Origin of the sequence: Kitasatospora sp. NPDC058406 (genome assembly GCF_042722765.1) — a bacterium.
Taxonomy (GTDB): Bacteria; Actinomycetota; Actinomycetes; order Streptomycetales; family Streptomycetaceae; genus Kitasatospora.
Genome location: NZ_JBHXKE010000210.1, coordinates 1 through 17,269, shown reverse-complemented (window position 1 = coordinate 17,269; position 17,269 = coordinate 1). Strand labels below are relative to the sequence as shown.

Sequence of the window (17,269 nt, the reverse complement as noted above, 5' to 3'; positions counted from 1 at the left end):
ATCAACGCCAACGGCTTCCGTGAGCTGCTCGAGGGCCAGAAGGTCGAGTTCGACGTCACGCAGGGCCAGAAGGGCCCGCAGGCCGAGAACATTCGCCCGCTGTAGTTCTTCCGCCACGGCACCCGCCCGGCGGCGAGGGGCCCGCACCGCGTACATGCCCGGTGCGGGCCCCTCGGCTTTTCCCTGAACGACCCCGGCCGCCCGGGCTCCCCGGCTCCCCGGTTCCGCCACCGGCGGCCGCTCCCACGCGAGACGCACTGCGCCGCGTCCGGATCGGCGCCCGACCGTGACAGCTCACGGTTCGAGGTTCCGCGTTCCCGCCCTCTGCGGTGAGCGCCGACCACGGGTGACGTGCCGCACGGCTTCGCCGTCCACGCTCCGCCCGTCACACTTTCTGGCTCGTTTTTTGTGGTCTCCGCCGGCGCCCCGCGCTGCGGACCTTCCTCGAAGCGCGCCGCTCCTGAGGAAGGTTTCCGCATGAACCGTTCCAGTCGTTCCTCCTACCAGAACGCCAACTCCCGCTCCGGAGGCGGCTTCGGCGCCGGCTCCCGCGCCGGCTCGGGCTCGCGCTCGGGTGGCGGCTTCGCCTCCGGCTCGGGCTCCCGCTCGGGTGGCGGGCGGCGCCCCTCCGGCGGGAGGGGTCGTCAGAATTCCACTCCGCAGGGTGAATTCGCCATGCCCGTCACCGTCACCCCGGCGCTTCCGGCCGTCGAGTCGTTCGACGAACTGGACATGCCGAACGCGCTGCTGGCGACGCTGACCCGCCGGGGCGTCACCTCGCCGTTCCCGATCCAGGCCGCCACGCTGCCGAACTCGCTGGCGGGGCGCGACGTCCTCGGCCGCGGTCGGACGGGTTCGGGCAAGACCATCGCGTTCGGTCTCGCCGTACTGGCCAACATCGCGGGGCAGCGGGCCGAGCCGCGCCGCCCGCTGGCGCTGGTGCTGGTCCCCACCCGTGAGCTCGCTCAGCAGGTCACCGAGGCGCTCACCCCGTACGCCCACGCGGTGCGACTGCGGATGGCGACCGCGGTGGGCGGGATGTCGATCGGCCGTCAGGCGCAGACGCTGAACCGCGGGGCGGAGGTCGTGGTGGCCACCCCCGGTCGGCTCAAGGACCTGATCCAGCGTGGCGACTGCCAGTTGGACGGGGTCGGTGTCGCGGTGCTCGACGAGGCCGACCAGATGGCCGACATGGGCTTCCTGCCGCAGGTCACCGAGTTGCTGGAGCAGGTCGCCGAGGGCTGCCAGACGATGCTGTTCTCCGCGACCCTGGACCGCAACGTGGACCGGCTGGTGCGCCGCTTCCTCAACGACCCGGTCACCCATTCGGTGGACCCGTCCGCGGCCGCGGTCAGCACCATGGAGCACCACGTGCTGCATGTGCAGAACTTCGACAAGAACGCCACGATCGCGCACATCGCCTCCCGCGAGGGCGGCGTGATCATGTTCACCGACACCAAGCACGGTGCGGACCGCCTGGTGGAGGACCTCCTCGCGAACGGCGTGAAGGCCGCGGCCCTGCACGGGGGCAAGTCCCAGCCGCAGCGCACCCGGACCCTGGAGCAGTTCCGCTCCGGCCAGGTGACGGCGCTGATCGCGACCAACGTCGCCGCCCGCGGCATCCACGTCGACGGGCTCGACCTGGTCGTCAACCTGGACCCGCCGGCCGACCACAAGGACTACCTGCACCGGGGCGGACGCACCGCCCGCGCGGGGGAGTCCGGCACCGTCGTCACGCTGGTGCTGCCCAACCAGCGCCGTGAGATGACCCGTCTGATGGCCACCGCCGGCATCACCCCCACCTCCACCCGGGTCCACCCCGGCGACGAGGAGCTCGCCCGCATCACCGGGGCCCGGGTGCCCACCGGGGTGCCCGTGGTGATCCCCGACCCCGTCGTCGAGCGCCCCCGCCGCAGGGCCTACGCGGGCGGTGGCGAGCGCCGCGGCCGCTCCGGCGAGACCGGGCGCAGCCCGCAGAGCACCACGGGTGCCCGTCGGCGGTCGCCGAGGCGCATCGCCCTGGCCGCGTAGGCGGAACGGCCGAAGGCGCGGGGTCCGCCACGGCGGTCCCCGCGCCGGACGGACGCCGGTCGCCCGGGCTCCCGCGATCCCCTTCTTGCGTGCACCGCCGGTCGCGCCCGAGTACGACAGGTCCACTCCGTCTTGCAGACTTCCCCGCCCGCCGCCCCGCGTTCACGCGTCCCCTTCCCGACCGGGCTGTCGGCGAAGGTCCTCCGCACCGAGGCGATGGCCGGTCTGGTGGTCGCGCTCGCGCTGATCCCCGAGGCCATCTCGTTCTCGATCATCGCCGGTGTCGACCCGAAGATCGGCCTGTTCGCCTCCTTCACCATGGCGGTGGTGATCTCGGTGGTCGGCGGCCGGGCGGCGATGATCTCCGCCGCCACCGGCGCCGTCGCCCTGGTGATAGCCCCGCTGAACCGCGAGCACGGCCTCGGCCATCTGGTCGCCGCGGTCATCCTCGGCGGCGTCGTCCAGATCGCGCTGGGCGCGCTGGGGGTGGCGAAGCTGATGCGCTTCGTCCCGCGCTCGGTCATGGTCGGCTTCGTCAACGCCCTGGCCGTCCTGATCTTCCTCACCCAGGTCCCCGAGATGCACGACGTGCCGTGGGCGGTCTACCCGTTGCTCGTCGGCGGCCTCGGGCTGATGGTGTTCCTCCCGAAGGTCACCAAGGCGGTCCCGGCGCCGCTGGTGGCCATCGTCGTCCTCACCGCGATCACGGTGGCGGCCGGCATCGCGGTACCGACCGTGGGGGACAAGGGCGACCTGCCGTCCTCCCTTCCCGTCCCCGGCCTGCCGGACGTGCCGTTCACCCTGGACACGCTGACCACCGTCGCCCCCTACGCCGTCGCGATGGCGCTGGTCGGGCTGATGGAGTCGCTGATGACCGCCAAGCTCGTCGACGAGATCACCGACACCCGCTCCTCCAAGACGCGCGAGTCGATCGGCCAGGGCGTCGCGAACATCGTCACCGGGTTCTTCGGCGGCATGGGTGGGTGCGCGATGATCGGCCAGACCATGATCAACGTGAAGGTGTCCGGCGCCCGGACCCGCCTGTCGACCTTCCTGGCGGGCGTGTTCCTGATGGTGCTGTGCATCGTGTTCGGCCCCGTGGTGTCGGACATCCCGATGGCCGCCCTGGTCGCCGTCATGGTGATGGTCTGCTTCGCGACCTTCGACTGGCACTCCGTGGCCCCGAGGACGCTGAAGCGGATGCCCGCCGGGGAGATCACCGTCATGGTGATCACGGTCGCGGTGGTCGTCGCGACCGGCAACCTCGCGGTCGGTGTCGCCGTCGGTTCGGTGACGGCCGTGGTCATCTTCGCGAAGCGCGTCGCCCGTCTCGCCGATGTCACGGCCGTCACCGACGCCGAGGGCGGCGAGGTGGTGTACGCGGTGACCGGCGAGCTGTTCTTCGCCTCCAGCAACGAGCTCGCGGGCCGGTTCGACTACGTGAACGACCCGGCCAGGGTCGTCATCGACCTCTCGGCCGCGCACATCTGGGACGCCTCCTCCGTGGCCGCCCTCGACGCCGTCGAGGCCAAGTACGCCAAGCACGGGAAGACGGTCGAGATCGTCGGCCTCAACCAGTCCAGCGCGCGGCTCCACCGGACCCTCAGTGGTGAACTCACCAGCCACTGAGGGCCCGCACCCGTACCCGCACCCGCACCGGTGCCGGCTCCGGGCGACGCGGCGGACGCCCGCGGGCGGTGGGTGTTCGGCCTGCCCGTGACGCTCGGCAGCAGGCGTCAGAAGCGTCGCCAGCGGACGGAGGCGAGGGAGAAGACGCCGAACAGCAGCAACCCCAGGGCCAGGACCGCCAGCAGCCACGGGCCGACCGGCGTGGCCGCGAAGGAGCGCAGGGTGTCGTCGACGCCCTTGGCCTGCGCCGGGTCGAAGCGGACGGCCGCGATCAGGGTGTGGACGCCGACGCCGACGAACACCACGCCGCGGGCGACGTTGCCGGCGATCCCGCCGGCTGTGACCGCGGCGCGGGTGCGCCGCCCCATGGCGGCCGTGTCCATCTTGCGCAGGAACTTCCGCAGGGCCGCCCGGACGGCGATCCCGACTCCGACCCCGATCAGGACCAGACCGGCGGCCGAGACCAGGAACCGGCCACCGGTCCGGCCCAGCACGGTGGCCGTCCAGTCCTTGGACGCACTGTCGCTGTCGGACCCGCCCCCGGACCCGGCGGCGAACGCCGCGGTTCCCCAGCAGACCGACGCGTAGAACGCCGCGCGCCCGGTGTTGAGCAGCCTGCTGGTGGTCTTCTTGCGGCCCCGCTCACCGAAGGCGGCGGCCGAGGCGCGCCAGATCGTCATGCATGCGAAGCCCACGGCCAGCAGCCACAGCAGCGTGCGGCCGAAGGGCTGGTCCGCGATCTGTCGGAGCGCGCCCTGGCGGTCGGCCTCCTCCGAGCCGCCGCCCAGCAGGGCGATCCGCAGGGCGAGGTAACCGACCACGACGTAGACGAGGCCGCGGGCGGTGAACCCTCCCCGGCCGGCCAGGCGTAGCAGTCGGTCCGCGGAATCCCCACGGTGCTGCCGGGTCTGCGTGGCAGTGGACACGGCGACTCCCCCTTCGTCCGGGGCGCGCCCTGCGCCCGCCCGGGAGAGCGTGTGCCCGCGTCGGCCGCAGGTAGTCGCCCCGCCGGGCGTGCGGAGGGCGGGGAACGGGGGCGGTGGGTCGGCGGGGCGGCGGTGCGCCGCCCCGCCGGCTCACGCCGTACCGAACCGGAAGACCGTGTCCGGCCAGTCGGCAGCCGGTCCGGACCTGTCGAGCGCCTCGCTGATCGCCCGTTCCTCGTAGCCGAAGTGGGACTCCATGACTGCCGCCAGTCCGTCGAGCTCGCGCCCGATCGCGTCGAGGGCCGGGCCCCGCGATTCGGTGGCCCGGTGCGCGAGTTCACCGACGCGGGACAGGATCGAGGAGATCATCCCGTGGTCCTCGACGAGCTTCGCGACCGTCGGCGCGAGATCGGGGCGTTCCCGCAGCAGGTGGGAGAACATCCCGTCGTCCTCGCCGCGGTGGTGCGACTCCAGGGCGGCGCAGAAGGCCAGGCAGTGGGTGACGAGTGTGTCGTCGCTCAGGCGGCGGTGCCCGAGATCCGTCCTGATCCCGGTGATCAGGCGGCGCAGTTCCTCATGTGCTCGTGCGAGCTGCAGGCTCAGCGCGGCCGCACGGTCGCGATCCTGGGAGGCCAAGGTCGGCGGTCCCCTTCGGTTCCGCACCTCCATGCCTGACGCAGTCCGTCACCGGCACGCGATGCCCGGCCATCCGACCACGCGACGCGCCGGTACGGCAAGCAGGATCCGGGGCACGGTCAGGTCCCCGGTGCCCGGGTGACGGCGTGTCCGCCGCAGGGCCCGGGGCGGCCGGCACACGGCATCTCTCCAGAAAACTCACAGCACGGTGTGGAACCCCCACAGCCGGGCTGCCTAGGCTCCGCATGTGCACGACGAAGTGCGCGGGGCCGGCGGCGACGGACGAGGACCGGCGCGAGCCGGCCGCCCGGCACCACGGGAAGACCACATGGACTACTGCGCACCCTGCCGACGCCATTTGAACGGCGCTCTGGCCTGCCCCGGCTGCGGGGCGCCGGCGACCGGTCCGGAGCCGGTGGCGTACCGACCGGCGGACGCCGCGGCGGTGACGCGCCCGCAGCCCGGCGTGCCGGGGCCGGTGCCGCTGCCGGCCGGGCGCGGCGACGGTCGGACCGTCGGCCGGACCGGAGGTCGCGCGAACCCGCGGCGGATACGGCGACGGCCGGGGCGGATCGTGGTGTCCGTGGTCGGCCTGGCCGTCGTGGGGCTGGGAGCCGTGACGCTGGCGGCGAACGGCTCGGAGGGGGTGCCGCCCGAACCGGCGGCCGAACAGTCGGTGGCCACCGTGCCGCAGCACGTCCCGACCCCGCAGCCGACGGTGTCCGGCGCGCCGCCGTCCGCGACCGCGGCGCAGGGGCCGCCCACCCCGCAGCGCTCCGGCAGCCGCCCGCCCTCCGCCGCCGCATCACCCACCGCCCCCCTCTCCGCGTCCGCCTCCGCCCCGACCGCGGCCCCGTCCTCGGCGCCCCGGGGCGGCGCTCCGGCGGTGTCGGCGACCACCCGCGGGCCCGACCCGGTCGGCCCGAGTCCGGCGGCGCCGGGACCGTCGGTACCGGGCACGCCCCCGACGGCTCCGGCGACCCCCGTGACCCCGGTGACCACCCCGCCTCCCGTCACGAGCCCGCCGTCCTCGCCCTCGGCGCCGCCGACGGCCACACCCGCCCCGCAGCCGACCCGCACCTGCACGCCGTTCCTCTTCTGGTGCACCTGAGGACGTCCCGGCAGGGGCAGGGGCAGGACGCCGGGGGCCGCAGCGGGTGACTGCGGTGGCCGACACCGGTCCGGAGCCCGCCTCCCCGCCGCCCGGACCGGCGCGATCCGGTGCCGTGACGTGGATCACGCCGCCGAGGAAAACCGGGAGCCGCCGTGCTCCGTCAGACCAGGACGTGAAACGTTCACCGGCCTCGATGACCGAGGCCCAGCTGGTCCGACGGATCTCCTGCGGGGACACGGCGGCCTTCGACGAGCTGTACCGGCGCAGCGCCCCGTGGTTGACGGCGCGGCTGCGTCGGCGCTGCGCGGACGACGAGATCGTCGCCGAGGTCCTGCAGGAGACGTACATGGCGGTGTGGCGGGCGGCCGGGCCCTTCGCCGACAGCATGCGCGGCGAGGAGGCCGGCGGCTGGCTGTGGACGATCGCCGCCCGCCGGCTGGTGGACGCCTTCCGCGTACGCGGCCGGCACAGCACCCTCCCGCCGGCGACCGCCGCCCCGGGCCCGGCGCCCTCGGCCGAGCACGAGGTGCTGGACGCCGAGATCGGGGGCGACCTGGGTGCGGCGCTGGACCGGCTGGCTCCCGAGCTGCACCAGGTCCTGACCGCGATGGTGCTCGACGGGCTGACGGTCCGCGAGACGTCCGAGCTGCTGCGGATCCCCGAGGGCACCGTCAAGACCCGTGCCCGCCGTGCCCGCCTCGACATGCGAAAGGCCCTGTCATGACTGCGCACGTCCCCCGCGAGCTGCTGGTGAGCTACGTACTGGACCCCGGCGCCCCGACCGGGCCCAGTGCGGGTGCGCTGTGGACGCTGGAGGCCCACCTGGAGCGGTGCGCCGTCTGCCAGGCCGTGTTGAGGGAGGTGTCCCTCGCCCACCGCCCGGCCGACACCCTGCTGATGGCGCAGGTGCGCGAGCGCCTGACGGCGACCCTGACGCCGGTGCGCCGGCGCCGGTGGCGACGGGTGCGGAGCGAACTGGCCCGGTGGGCGGCGCCGGCGCTCGGGCCGTGGGTGGCGGCGGTCGTCCTCGTCGTCCTCGGCGCCCTGGTGCTGTCGTCGGCCGTCCTGCGGGACTCGCCGACCCTGCTCCTGCTCGCGCCGGTGATGCCGCTGCTGGGCGTGGCGCTGAGCTGGGGCCCGCACTCCGATCCGGTCCACGAGCTGATCGCCACGACGCCCCGGTCGGGGCTCGGTCTGGTCCTGCGGCGGACCCTGGCCGTGCTGACCCTCGTCATCCCGGCGCTGGCGGTCGCCGGCGGGATCACCGGCGCCGCGTCCGCGCTGGTCCTGTTGCCGGCCCTCGCGTTGATGTGTGCGGGCCTGGCGCTGGGCAGCCTGGTGGGAATCCAGCGCGCCACCACCGGGCTGGGCGCCGGATGGGCCCTGTTCGTGGTCGTCCCCGCCGTCGACGGCAAGACCGTCCCGTTCTACCTGCAGGAGTCCGCGGCCCCGGGATGGGCGGCCGCGACCGCTGTCCTGGGTGTCGCCGTGGTCCTCTGCCACAGGGCCTACCTGCACCCCCGCGAGGCCCGCGCGCGCCAGCGCTGAACACCGCAACGCCGTTCCGCGCGGCGCCCGTTCCGCGCAGCGACCGTTCCGCGCGGCCCTGCACGTGGCGCGCGGCGCCCGTCACCCGTACCCCCTTCACCCGCACCGCGAGGAGACACGACCATGCCCGGAACCGGCATCGCGAGCGAGATCGCGCCCACCGGCTACGCCCATCACATCCAGGCCCACGCGCTGACCGTCCGGCGGGGCCGCCGCTCCGCCGTCGACGGGGTCGACCTGAAGCTGGGCGTCGGCGTGCACGGCCTGCTCGGCCCCAACGGGGCGGGCAAGACCACCCTGATCCGCACGCTCGCCACCGTCCTGACCCCGCACGGCGGCGAGCTGGAGCTCCTGGGCAGCGCGCGTCGCACCCGGGGCGAACTGCGTGAACTCCGCCGCCGGTTGGGCTACCTGCCGCAGGCCTTCGGACACTACCGGCGTTTCACCGTCAGGGAGTTCGTCGAGTACATGGCCTGGCTCAAGGAGGTGCCGAGCCGGCGGACCGCCGACGCGGTGCAGCACGCCATCGACCGCGTGGACCTGACCGGCCGGGCCGACGACCGCATGGGGTCGCTCTCCGGCGGCATGCTGCGCCGGGCCGGCATCGCCCAGGCGATCGTCAACGACCCCGACATCCTGCTGCTCGACGAGCCGACCGTCGGCCTGGACCCGGCCCAGCGCATGGAGTTCCGTGCCCTGCTGCGCGACATCGGCGCACAGTCCTGCGTCCTGGTCTCCACGCACCTCGTCGAGGACATCGGCGCCGCCTGCGCCGGCGTCGTGCTGATGTACGAGGGCGGCACGGTCTTCGCGGGCGACGTCGACCGGCTCCGCGCCGCGGGCACCGACGCGGACCCGGGCGACAGCGAGATCGAGCGCGGCTACTCCGCGCTCCTGCGCCGGCACCGGGAGGGGAAGGTCGGGGCCGGGGGATAGGCGACGCGGCACGACCACCGTCCGACACCCCTGCCCGCCCCGATCCCCGACGAATTGGAGTCCGTGATGTTCCGCATGGTGCGCCTGGAGGCGAAGCGCTCGATCGCCCTGCTGCTGTTCCTGGTGGTGGCCGCCCTGACCCGTGTCTTCCTCTGGATGGACGTCCAGCAGTGGGCGGCCAGTTGGACGCCCCTGGTCCACTCGATGCGGGGGACGGCCTGGATCGTGCTGCCGGTGGTGCTGGCCGCCGCGATCTGGCACGGCGGGCGGGAGCGGCGCGCCGAGGTCTCCGAACTGTTCGCCGCCACGCCGCGGCCGCACCGGGTCCGTCTGCTGCCCGCCTTCCTGGTGTTCGCCGGTACGGCGGTGCTCGCCGTGGCGGCGGTGGTGGGATGGGCGGCGGTCGTGGTCGCCGGGAACGCGACCTTCGACGGCGGCGAGTGGCCGCTCGGCCTCGCGGTGGGACTGCTCGCCGCCGTCGCCGTCACCCTGGTCGGGCTGGGTGTCGGTCGGGTGGCGCCCGCGCCGGTCGCGGCGCCGCTGGGCGCGGTGCTGCTGTTCCTGGCCCTGACGTTCGCTCAGGTGCGGGACGGCCGCCCGGCCAACCGCCTGGTGGACACCGTGCTGCCGATGCTGCCGGTCACGGACGACTTCCACCGGGTGCTGCCCGCCTTCTCGGTGGCCCAGGGCGTCTGGTTCGCCGGCCTCGGGGCCACCGGCGTGCTGCTGGCCGTCGCGGTCACCTCGCGCGCCCGGGCCCTCGCCCTGGCGCCGGCCGTGGCCGGGGTGGCCCTCGGAGCGGTACTGGCGCCGTCGGGCGCGATCGTCCCCGCCCCGGCGGCCACCGCCCTGGTCTGCGCACCGGGCGACGACCGGATCTGTGTCACCCAGGTGCACAGCAGGGCCCTGCAGGACCTCATCGCGCCCGCGCGGAAGGTGCTCGAAGCCTTCGCCGAGGTGCCCGGCGGCCCGAAGCGGGTGCAGGAGGACCAGGTGAGCTGGATGTTCGACGACGGCAGGCCGACGGCCGGTGCCGATCTCGACACGGTCAGGGTCGCGCTTCCGTACCGGACCAGGGAGGGCGGCATCCGGTGGGAACCTGACGCGGTCCTCTCGATCGTGGCCCAGGAAGCCACCGTCGACCCGGGCTGCTTCGACGGGCAGGAGGAGCAGCGCCGTGCGTTCGACGCCTCCGGTGCGATCACCGCGGCGCTCCTGGACACCCCCACCGACAAGCTGAGCCCCGCCGCCCGCCAGGCCTACGACACGCTGCGCGCGCTGCCGATCGAGGAGCGCCGCCGGCGGATCGGGGACGGCCGCAGGGCCGGGCTGACCTGCGGGGACCCGCTGGCCGTCGTCATGGGTCGGGAGGCGGGCCGGTGACCCCGGGTCTGCGTGGCCTCGTGCTGCACCTGCGCAGCCGGGCGATCCCGGTGACCGTCCTGGTCTTCCTCGCCGCAGCCGGCGTCTCCTGGGCCGGATTCCGGCTCGACGATCCGGGCATGTCCCGGACGATCGGTCTGACCGCCCTGGTGCTGGGCGTCGCGGCGATCTCCCGGACGCTCTCCGGCCCGGACGAGGAACTGGAGCGCGGGACGCCCGTCCCCTGGCGGCTGATCCGCTTCCTCCACCTGGCGCTGCTGGGTGCGGTCCTCCTCGGCCTGCTGATCGCGGTCCGTCCGATCGCCGGAGAGCGGACGCACGCCGTGCCGCTCGGCAACCTCGTGCTGGCCGGTCTGGCCCTGAGCGCGGTGACCGCTCTCGCCGCGGTGCTGCTGGGGGCGCACGCGGCCTGGGCCCCGCCGGTCGGCTGGGCCCTGGTCATGCTGACGGTGGGGTCCCGGAACTCCCCCGGCGGGCAGGCGCTGACCTGGATGGTGCAGGACCCCCGCACCGTCATCTCCACGACGGTGGCCGTCGCGCTGACGGTCGTGGGCGCCGCCGCCTACACCTGGCGGGGCAGCCGCTGGTGAACGGGGTGCGCCGGGCCTCCGGAGGCGCCGCGCGCCCCCGGAGGCCCGCCGGCCGGGCTTGACACGTTTCTTCGTATCGAGAATATTAGATATGTCTTACGGGGTCGTCGTAGTCGTCGTGCGGAGGGAGTGTGGGGCGGTGGATCCGCTGGCCGTTCACAAGGCGCTCGCGAACCCGGCGCGCGCGGACTTCCTGCGCTGGCTGAAGACGCCCGAGCGCTACTTCGACGAGGACTACTACCGTGAGCGCGGTGTGGGGTTCCACATCGGCGTGTGCGTGACGGACATCCGGGAGCAGTCGGGACTGGCCCAGTCGGTCGTCTCCGGCTACCTGCAGATCCTGCGGGACGCCGGGCTGCTCGTGTCGGAACGCGTCGGCAAGTGGACCTTCTACCGGCGCAACGAGGAAACGATCGCGGCGTTCGCCGCCTACGTCCGCGACGAGCTCTGAGGCTTCCCGGGCGGGCCGCGGGGCCTTGTCGGCCGGCCCGGCGCCTCGCGGCGCCGGGCCGCCCTGCGGGCCCTTTTTTTCGACATCATCCATCTAACTATCTAGATTTGTAGCTCGGTCTCACGGGGCTGCGGGCCGGCGGTGAGCCGTCCTCCGGGGGGCGGGCGCGAAAGGCTGCCATGCGAAAGACCGGTCTCGTCGTCCTGACCCTCGCCCTGGGGGTGTTCGGGATCATCACCACGGAGATGGGCGTCGTCGGCGTCCTGCCCCGCATATCCGAGGAGTTGGGCGTCGCGCCGTCCACGGCCGGATGGCTGGTCGGCGTCTTCGCGCTCGTGGTCGCCGCCACCGGGCCGTTCACGACCCTCCTGGCCTCCGCCGTCCCCCGCAAGACGGTCCTGGCGACCGCGCTCGCCGTGTTCACCGTCTCCAACGCCGTCTATGCGCTGACCGACCGGTTCGAGGTGATGTTCGTCTTCCGGGTGATCCCGGCGGTGTTCCACCCGGTGTTCTTCTCGGTCGCGCTCACCGCCGCGGCCCGGCTCGTCCCGGCGCAGCGGGCCACCCGGGCCGCGACGACCGTCTTCGCCGGCGTCACGGTCGGGTTCGCCTTCGGGGTGCCGCTCACCTCCTACCTCGCCGAACACCTGTCCCTCGCCGCCGCGTTCTGGTTCGGTGCGGGTGTCAACCTCCTCGCCCTCCTCGGCGTGCTGGCCCTCTTCCCGTCCATGCGGTCGGAGGAACGCCTCTCCTACGGAGACCAGTTGCTGATCCTGCGGCGCCCCCGGCTCTGGCTGGCGGTGCTGGCCGTCGTGGCCGTGTTCGCGGCGATGTTCTCGGTCTACGGGTACTTCGCCGAATACCTGGAGCAGGTCACCCGGCTGAGCGGCTCCCAGGTCGGCACCGCACTGATGGCGTTCGGGATCGTGATGGTCGCCGGGAACCTCCTCTTCGGCCGGATGCTGGAACGCGACCCGGTCCGCACGGTGACCGCCTTCCCGGTGCTCTACGTACTCGTCTACGCCGTGGTCTACGTGGTCGGACCGTGGACCGTGCCGATGGCCGTCGGCGTGCTGCTCTGGGGGGCGGTGCACTCGGGCGGACTCGTCGTCAGCCAGAGCTGGCTGGCCCGGGACGCCCAGGACGCGCCCGAGTTCGGCAACAGCCTCTTCATCTCCTTCTCCAACCTCGGGATCACCCTCGGCAGCGCGGCGGGCGGGCTCGTGGTGTCCTCGCTGGGCGCGCACCGGCTGCCGTGGGCCGGAGCGGCGTTCGCCCTCGTCGCGCTGGCCGCCGTCCTGCTGCGGCGGCGCCTCGGGCCGGCCGTTGCGGCAGGCCCGGGCCGTGCCGGTCGTTCCCGAGGTCGTACGTGACCCTGAAGCGGCCGGGCTCTCCGGGCGGGTGGAGCGCGGCCGGGAGCGTGCGGCGGCCGTGGTGCGCGGAAAAATCCGTGCCCGATCGCGTGCGCAGGAGCAGAATCGCCCTGTGGTGGACATGAGAGCGTTCCGGGACGCGGTCGTCGGCTGGGCGGCGGGCGGCCCCGAGGAACCGGCGCGGGAGTCGGCGGCGAGGGAACTGGCGGCGCGGCTCGGCGTGCGGACCGCGGTGCTGCTGGAAGGGCCGAGCGACCTGGAGGCCGTCGAGGCGCTGGCGGCGCGCTGCGGCAGGGACCTGCCCGCCGAGGGCGTGTGCGCCGTCCCCATGGGCGGAGCCATGTGCGTCGGCCGCTACGCCGGCCTGCTCGGGCCGCCCGGGCTGGGTCTGCGGCTCGTCGGCCTCTGCGACGTGGGCGAGCAGGGCTTCTACGACCGCGGTCTGGATCGGGCCCGCGCGCCGCGCGAGGGGTTCTTCGTGTGCTCGGCGGACCTGGAGGACGAACTCATCCGGGCCCTGGGTGTGGCGCGGATCGAGGAGATCGTCCGGGCCGAGGGCGATCTCCCGGCCTGGCGGATCTTCGGACGCCAGCCCGCCCACCGGGGCGAGCCGCCGGAGCAGCAGATGCGGCGCTTCCTCGGTACGAAGAAGGGCCGCAAGATCCGCTACGGGCGCCTCCTGGCGGAGGCCGTCGACCTCGGGCAGGTACCCGCGCCCCTCGCGGGTCTGCTCGCCTGCCTGTGACCGGGCAGGAGGGGCGCGCTGCGGGGATCCGTGTCAGCGGGTGGCCGTGGGTTCGTGCGCAACGGCGGGCGGGACCGCCGTGCCGCCCCTCCGCACCGGATCAGGGAGGACGGTTGTGCGGTGCGGTGCGGTGCCGGGACCGCACCGCACCGCCCACCGGCCGGGCCGGCTAGGCCGACGTCGTGCCGACGGCGCTCAGGGGCGAGGCCAGGGACTCCAGGCTGCGCCGTTCCGCGCGGACGCCGATCGCGGCCTCCACCAGCCCGGCGGCGGTCATCAGTCCCGCGCCGATGCAGAACGCGAGGGTGGTGTCGGAGACGTTCCCGGTGCTCACCAGGCTGTTGAACAGCAGCGGCCCGCTGATGCCGCCGGCCGCCGTGCCGACGGCGTAGAAGAACGCGATGCACATCGCCCTGGTCTCCAGCGGGAAGATCTCGCTGACCGTCAGGTAGGCCGAACTCGCGCCCGCGGAGGCGAGGAAGAGCACGGCCGTCCAGCACGCCGTCATGGTGACGGCCGAGAGCGAGCCGTGCTGGAAGAGCACGGCGGTGCCGAACAGCAGCAGGCCGGAGCCGAGGTAGGTGCCGGCGATCATCGGCTTGCGCCCGACCGAGTCGAAGAGGTGGCCGAGCAGCAGCGGGCCGAGGAAGTTGCCGACGGCGATCACCGCGAAGTAGTAGCCGGTGTCGCCCTGGGGGACGTCGAAGTACTGGGTGAGGATCACCGCGTAACCGAAGGTCACCGAGTTGTACAGGAACGCCTGGCCGATGAACAGCGCGAGGCCGAGCACCGTCCGGCGCGGGTAGCGGGCCACGACCGTGCGGGCGATCGTGACGAAGCCGAGCGGGGCGCGCTCGCGGATCAGGATCGGCTCGTCGGTGAGCGGGGGCAGTGCGGTGCCGGTCTGCCGCTCGACGGCCCGTTCGGCCTCGGCGACCACCTTCTCCGCCTCGTCCGCGCGCCCGTGCGTGATCAGCCAGCGCGGACTCTCCGGGACGTGTCGGCGCACCAGCAGGATCACCAGGCCGAGGGCCAGACCCAGGCCGAAGGCGAGCCGCCAGCCGACGTCCGTGGCGAAGAGCGCGGTGTCGAGCAGGGCGATGGACGCGAACGCCCCGAACGCCGCGCCGATCCAGAAGCTGCCGTTGATGATCAGGTCGATCCGGCCGCGGACCCGGGCCGGGATCAGCTCGTCGACCGCGGAGTTGATCGCCGCGTACTCGCCGCCGATGCCGAAGCCGGTGAAGAAGCGGCAGACGAAGAAGAACCAGGCCGACGAGGAGAACGCCGTCACGGCGGTCGCGGCGAGGTAGACCGCGAGCGTCAGCATGAACAGTTTCTTGCGCCCCAGCCGGTCGGTCAGCCAGCCGAAGAACAGGGCCCCGCTGCACGCGCCCGCCACGTAGACGGCGGCGGCGACGGTGGTCACCTGGGTGGTCGAGATGGAGATCCCGCTGCCCTGCTCGGCGAGCCGGGCCGCCATGGTGCCGACGATCGTCACTTCCAGGCCGTCCAGGATCCAGACGGTGCCCAGGCCGATCACGATCCTCCAGTGCCAGCGGCACCACGGTAACCGGTCCAGCCGGGCCGGGACCCTGGTCTCGATCACGTCGTCGCCGCGGGAGGTGCGGGTCCGCTCTTCCGGTCGTTCGGACGGCTTCACCGGGTCGGCCATGACGGGTGTTCCTCTCGCGAGGTGTTCAGGACGCCCCCGCGTCTGCCCGGTCGCCCGGCGATCACACCGGTGGGTTCCCCGGCGGACGCGGCGGCCGGCCGCGGGCCCCGGGCCGCCCGGGGCTCGGGACCCGGGCGGGTGGCGGACGGCCGGCGCGTGACGGCGGCCGGCGGGCTCGGCCTATCATTCCGGAGCCGACGGGGAGTCACCCGGACTCGCCCGTCCCGCCCAGCACGTTTCATCCCGAAAAGGAGCCTCCGAGTGGGTAGCACTGTCGAGACGCTGGAATTCCAGGCCGAGACGCGCCAGTTGCTCCGGTTGGTGATTCACTCGATCTACTCGAACAAGGACATCTTCCTGCGCGAGCTGATCTCGAACGCCTCCGACGCACTGGACAAGCTGCGGCTGGAGTCGCTGACCGACTCCGACCTCGACGCCGACACCTCCGACCTCCACATCCTCCTGGAGGTCGACGAGGCCGCCCGCACGCTGACCGTCCGCGACAACGGCATCGGCATGACCCGGGACGACGTCGTCGACCTGATCGGCACGATCGCCCGGTCCGGCACCGCCGGTCTGCTGGAGAAGATCAAGGAGACCCGGGACGCCGAGGCGGCGCAGAGCCTGATCGGTCAGTTCGGCGTCGGCTTCTACTCGGCGTTCATGGTCGCCGACCGGGTCACCCTGAGCACCCGGCGGGCCGGCACCGGTGCCGGGACCAGGTGGGAGTCCGACGGCGAGGGCACGTACAGCATCGAGGAGGTCGACGGACTGCCCGTGGGCACCTCGGTCACCCTGCACCTCAAGCCCGTCGACGGCGAGGACGGGGTCGCCGACTACCTGGCCGGGTGGAAGATCCGCCAGATCGTCAAGCAGTACTCGGACTTCATCCGCTGGCCGATCCGGATGGCGGCGGAGCGCCCCGGCGCCGACGGCGCCACCGAGCCCGGGGTCGACACGCTCAACTCGATGAAGGCCCTGTGGGCCCGGCCGCGCAGCGAGGTCACCGAGGCCGAGTACCACGAGTTCTACCGGCAGATCAGCCACGACTGGCTCGACCCGGCCGAGACGATCCACATGCGGGCCGAGGGCACCTTCGAGTACGAGGCGCTGCTGTTCATCCCCTCGCAGGCGCCGCTCGACCTGTTCTCGCGCGACACCCGGCGCGGCGTCCAGCTGTACGTCAAGCGCGTGTTCATCATGGACGACTGCGAAGCGCTGATGCCGGACTACCTGCGCTTCGTCAAGGGCGTGGTGGACGCCCACGACCTGTCGCTGAACATCTCCCGCGAGATCCTGCAGCACGACCGCCAGATCCGCGGCGTGCGCCGACGGCTGGTCAAGAAGGTGCTCGGCGCCCTCAAGAGCGTGCAGACCGCCGACGCCGAGCGCTACACGAAGCTGTGGGCCCAGTTCGGCCGCGTGCTGAAGGAGGGGCTGCTGGAGGACACGGACAACACCGAGGCCCTCCTGGAGCTGGTGTCGGCGGCCTCCACGCACGACGCGGAGCAGCCCACCACCCTGCGCGAGTACGTCGGACGCATGAAGGACGGCCAGGACGCGATCTACTACCTGGCCGGCGAGGACCGGGCCATGGTGGAGAACTCGCCCCACATGGAGGCCTTCGCCGCCCGGGGGTACGAGGTCCTGATCCTCACCGACCCGGTCGACGAGGTCTGGGTGGACCGGGTGCCCGCCTTCGACGGGCACCGTCTGCAGTCCGTCGCCAAGGGCCAGGTCGACCTCGGCGAGCCCGAGGACGGCGACCAGGACGCGGAGGCCGAGAAGGCCCGGCGCGAGCAGGACTTCGCCGCCCTGCTGCCGTGGCTGACGACGGCCCTGTCCGAGCAGGTGAAGCAGGTCCGCCTGTCGTCGCGCCTCACCACGTCGGCTGCCTGCGTCGTCGGCGACGCCCACGACATGACCCCGACCCTGGAGAAGATGTACCGGGCGACGGGGCAGCAGGTCCCCACGGTGAAGCGGATCCTGGAACTCAACCCCACGCACCCGCTGGTCACCGCGCTGCGCTCGGCGCACGAGGCGAACGCCGACGATCCCGCGCTCGCCGAGGTCGCCGAGCTGGTGTACGGCAGCGCGCTGCTCGCCGAGGGCGGTGACCTGCCCGACCCGGCCCGCTTCGCCCGGCTGCTGACCACCCGTCTGACCCGGGCCCTGTGACCCGGGCCCGGTGACCGGTGGCGTGCGGCCCGCGGCGACCGGCCGCCGCGGGCC

Annotated in this window: 16 protein-coding genes; 12 read left to right on the top strand and 4 right to left on the bottom strand. The window is 73.4% G+C overall.

The annotated features are described in order from the left end of the window. The 3 genes from ACFWOG_RS31310 to ACFWOG_RS31300 form a co-directional block, all read left to right on the top strand. A partial coding sequence (locus ACFWOG_RS31310; protein WP_360333732.1) for a cold shock domain-containing protein occupies window positions 1-105 on the top strand: 105 nt, incomplete at its 5' end. A 372-nt stretch (window positions 106-477) separates the two neighbouring features. Continuing rightward, window positions 478-2,031: a DEAD/DEAH box helicase gene (locus ACFWOG_RS31305; protein WP_329881488.1), complete on the top strand. Its 1,554-nt coding sequence runs from the start codon at window positions 478-480 to the stop codon at window positions 2,029-2,031. A 216-nt stretch (window positions 2,032-2,247) separates the two neighbouring features. After that, the gene (locus ACFWOG_RS31300) at window positions 2,248-3,660 is read left to right on the top strand and encodes a SulP family inorganic anion transporter (RefSeq protein ID WP_380362380.1); all 1,413 of its coding nucleotides are present in this window, start codon (window positions 2,248-2,250) and stop codon (window positions 3,658-3,660) included. Between the two features lie 107 nt (window positions 3,661-3,767). On the opposite strand, the gene ACFWOG_RS31295 is transcribed toward ACFWOG_RS31300, so the two are convergent. The 3 genes from ACFWOG_RS31295 to ACFWOG_RS31285 form a co-directional block, all read right to left on the bottom strand. Beyond that, window positions 3,768-4,586 carry a DUF1206 domain-containing protein gene (locus ACFWOG_RS31295; RefSeq protein ID WP_380362378.1) on the bottom strand — a complete coding sequence of 273 codons (819 nt, stop codon included), beginning with the start codon at window positions 4,584-4,586 and terminating at the stop codon, window positions 3,768-3,770. A gap of 150 nt (window positions 4,587-4,736) precedes the next feature. Beyond that, a complete protein-coding gene (locus tag ACFWOG_RS31290; RefSeq protein WP_380362376.1) occupies window positions 4,737-5,222 on the bottom strand; it encodes a hemerythrin domain-containing protein in 486 nt (161 codons plus the stop codon). A 333-nt stretch (window positions 5,223-5,555) separates the two neighbouring features. Further along, a complete protein-coding gene (locus ACFWOG_RS31285; RefSeq protein ID WP_380362374.1) occupies window positions 5,556-6,329 on the bottom strand; it encodes a hypothetical protein in 774 nt (257 codons plus the stop codon). Between the two features lie 200 nt (window positions 6,330-6,529). On the opposite strand from ACFWOG_RS31285, the gene ACFWOG_RS31280 reads away from it, so the two are divergent. The 8 genes from ACFWOG_RS31280 (at window position 6,530) to ACFWOG_RS31245 (ending at window position 13,362) form a co-directional block, all read left to right on the top strand. Beyond that, a complete protein-coding gene (locus ACFWOG_RS31280; protein ID WP_329948522.1) occupies window positions 6,530-7,060 on the top strand; it encodes a sigma-70 family RNA polymerase sigma factor in 531 nt (176 codons plus the stop codon). Further along, the gene (locus tag ACFWOG_RS31275; protein ID WP_380362372.1) at window positions 7,057-7,884 is read left to right on the top strand and encodes a zf-HC2 domain-containing protein; all 828 of its coding nucleotides are present in this window, start codon (window positions 7,057-7,059) and stop codon (window positions 7,882-7,884) included. Before ACFWOG_RS31280 ends, ACFWOG_RS31275 begins: the two co-directional genes overlap by 4 nt. A gap of 123 nt (window positions 7,885-8,007) precedes the next feature. After that, window positions 8,008-8,820, top strand: a complete 813-nt coding sequence (locus tag ACFWOG_RS31270; protein ID WP_329948520.1) for an ATP-binding cassette domain-containing protein — start codon at window positions 8,008-8,010, stop codon at window positions 8,818-8,820. 66 nt (window positions 8,821-8,886) lie between these two features. Next, complete coding sequence (locus ACFWOG_RS31265; RefSeq protein WP_380362369.1) at window positions 8,887-10,203, top strand: hypothetical protein; 1,317 nt, start codon at window positions 8,887-8,889, stop codon at window positions 10,201-10,203. After that, complete coding sequence (locus tag ACFWOG_RS31260; protein ID WP_380362367.1) at window positions 10,200-10,793, top strand: hypothetical protein; 594 nt, start codon at window positions 10,200-10,202, stop codon at window positions 10,791-10,793. The genes ACFWOG_RS31265 and ACFWOG_RS31260 overlap by 4 nt, the downstream gene beginning before the upstream one ends. 91 nt (window positions 10,794-10,884) lie before the next feature. Then, complete coding sequence (locus ACFWOG_RS31255; protein WP_329881479.1) at window positions 10,885-11,244, top strand: helix-turn-helix transcriptional regulator; 360 nt, start codon at window positions 10,885-10,887, stop codon at window positions 11,242-11,244. A gap of 179 nt (window positions 11,245-11,423) precedes the next feature. Beyond that, entirely contained in the window at window positions 11,424-12,617 is a 1,194-nt protein-coding gene (locus tag ACFWOG_RS31250; protein ID WP_380362364.1) for an MFS transporter, read from the top strand. A gap of 112 nt (window positions 12,618-12,729) precedes the next feature. Beyond that, complete coding sequence (locus tag ACFWOG_RS31245) at window positions 12,730-13,362, top strand: TOPRIM nucleotidyl transferase/hydrolase domain-containing protein (protein ID WP_380362362.1); 633 nt, start codon at window positions 12,730-12,732, stop codon at window positions 13,360-13,362. A gap of 169 nt (window positions 13,363-13,531) precedes the next feature. Here the strand turns inward: ACFWOG_RS31245 and ACFWOG_RS31240 are convergent, their stop codons facing one another. Further along, window positions 13,532-15,037: an MFS transporter gene (locus ACFWOG_RS31240; RefSeq protein WP_380362360.1), complete on the bottom strand. Its 1,506-nt coding sequence runs from the start codon at window positions 15,035-15,037 to the stop codon at window positions 13,532-13,534. Window positions 15,038-15,298: 261 nt separating this feature from the next. On the opposite strand from ACFWOG_RS31240, the gene htpG reads away from it, so the two are divergent. Beyond that, on the top strand, window positions 15,299-17,215 hold the full coding sequence (htpG, locus tag ACFWOG_RS31235; RefSeq protein ID WP_380362358.1) for a molecular chaperone HtpG: 1,917 nt from the start codon (window positions 15,299-15,301) through the stop codon (window positions 17,213-17,215). Window positions 17,216-17,269: the final 54 nt, after the last annotated feature.

Excerpts from the sequence above, each read along its gene's own strand:
- ACFWOG_RS31305 (WP_329881488.1), top strand. The coding sequence starts at position 478 with ATGAACCGTTCCAGTCGTTCCTCCTACCAGAACGCCAACTCCCGCTCC.
- ACFWOG_RS31300 (WP_380362380.1), top strand. The coding sequence starts at position 2,248 with ATGGCCGGTCTGGTGGTCGCGCTCGCGCTGATCCCCGAGGCCATCTCG.
- ACFWOG_RS31280 (WP_329948522.1), top strand. The coding sequence starts at position 6,530 with ATGACCGAGGCCCAGCTGGTCCGACGGATCTCCTGCGGGGACACGGCG.
- ACFWOG_RS31275 (WP_380362372.1), top strand. The coding sequence starts at position 7,057 with ATGACTGCGCACGTCCCCCGCGAGCTGCTGGTGAGCTACGTACTGGAC.
- ACFWOG_RS31270 (WP_329948520.1), top strand. The coding sequence starts at position 8,008 with ATGCCCGGAACCGGCATCGCGAGCGAGATCGCGCCCACCGGCTACGCC.
- ACFWOG_RS31265 (WP_380362369.1), top strand. The coding sequence starts at position 8,887 with ATGTTCCGCATGGTGCGCCTGGAGGCGAAGCGCTCGATCGCCCTGCTG.
- ACFWOG_RS31255 (WP_329881479.1), top strand. The coding sequence starts at position 10,885 with ATGTCTTACGGGGTCGTCGTAGTCGTCGTGCGGAGGGAGTGTGGGGCG.
- ACFWOG_RS31250 (WP_380362364.1), top strand. The coding sequence starts at position 11,424 with ATGCGAAAGACCGGTCTCGTCGTCCTGACCCTCGCCCTGGGGGTGTTC.
- ACFWOG_RS31240 (WP_380362360.1), bottom strand. The coding sequence starts at position 15,037 with ATGGCCGACCCGGTGAAGCCGTCCGAACGACCGGAAGAGCGGACCCGC.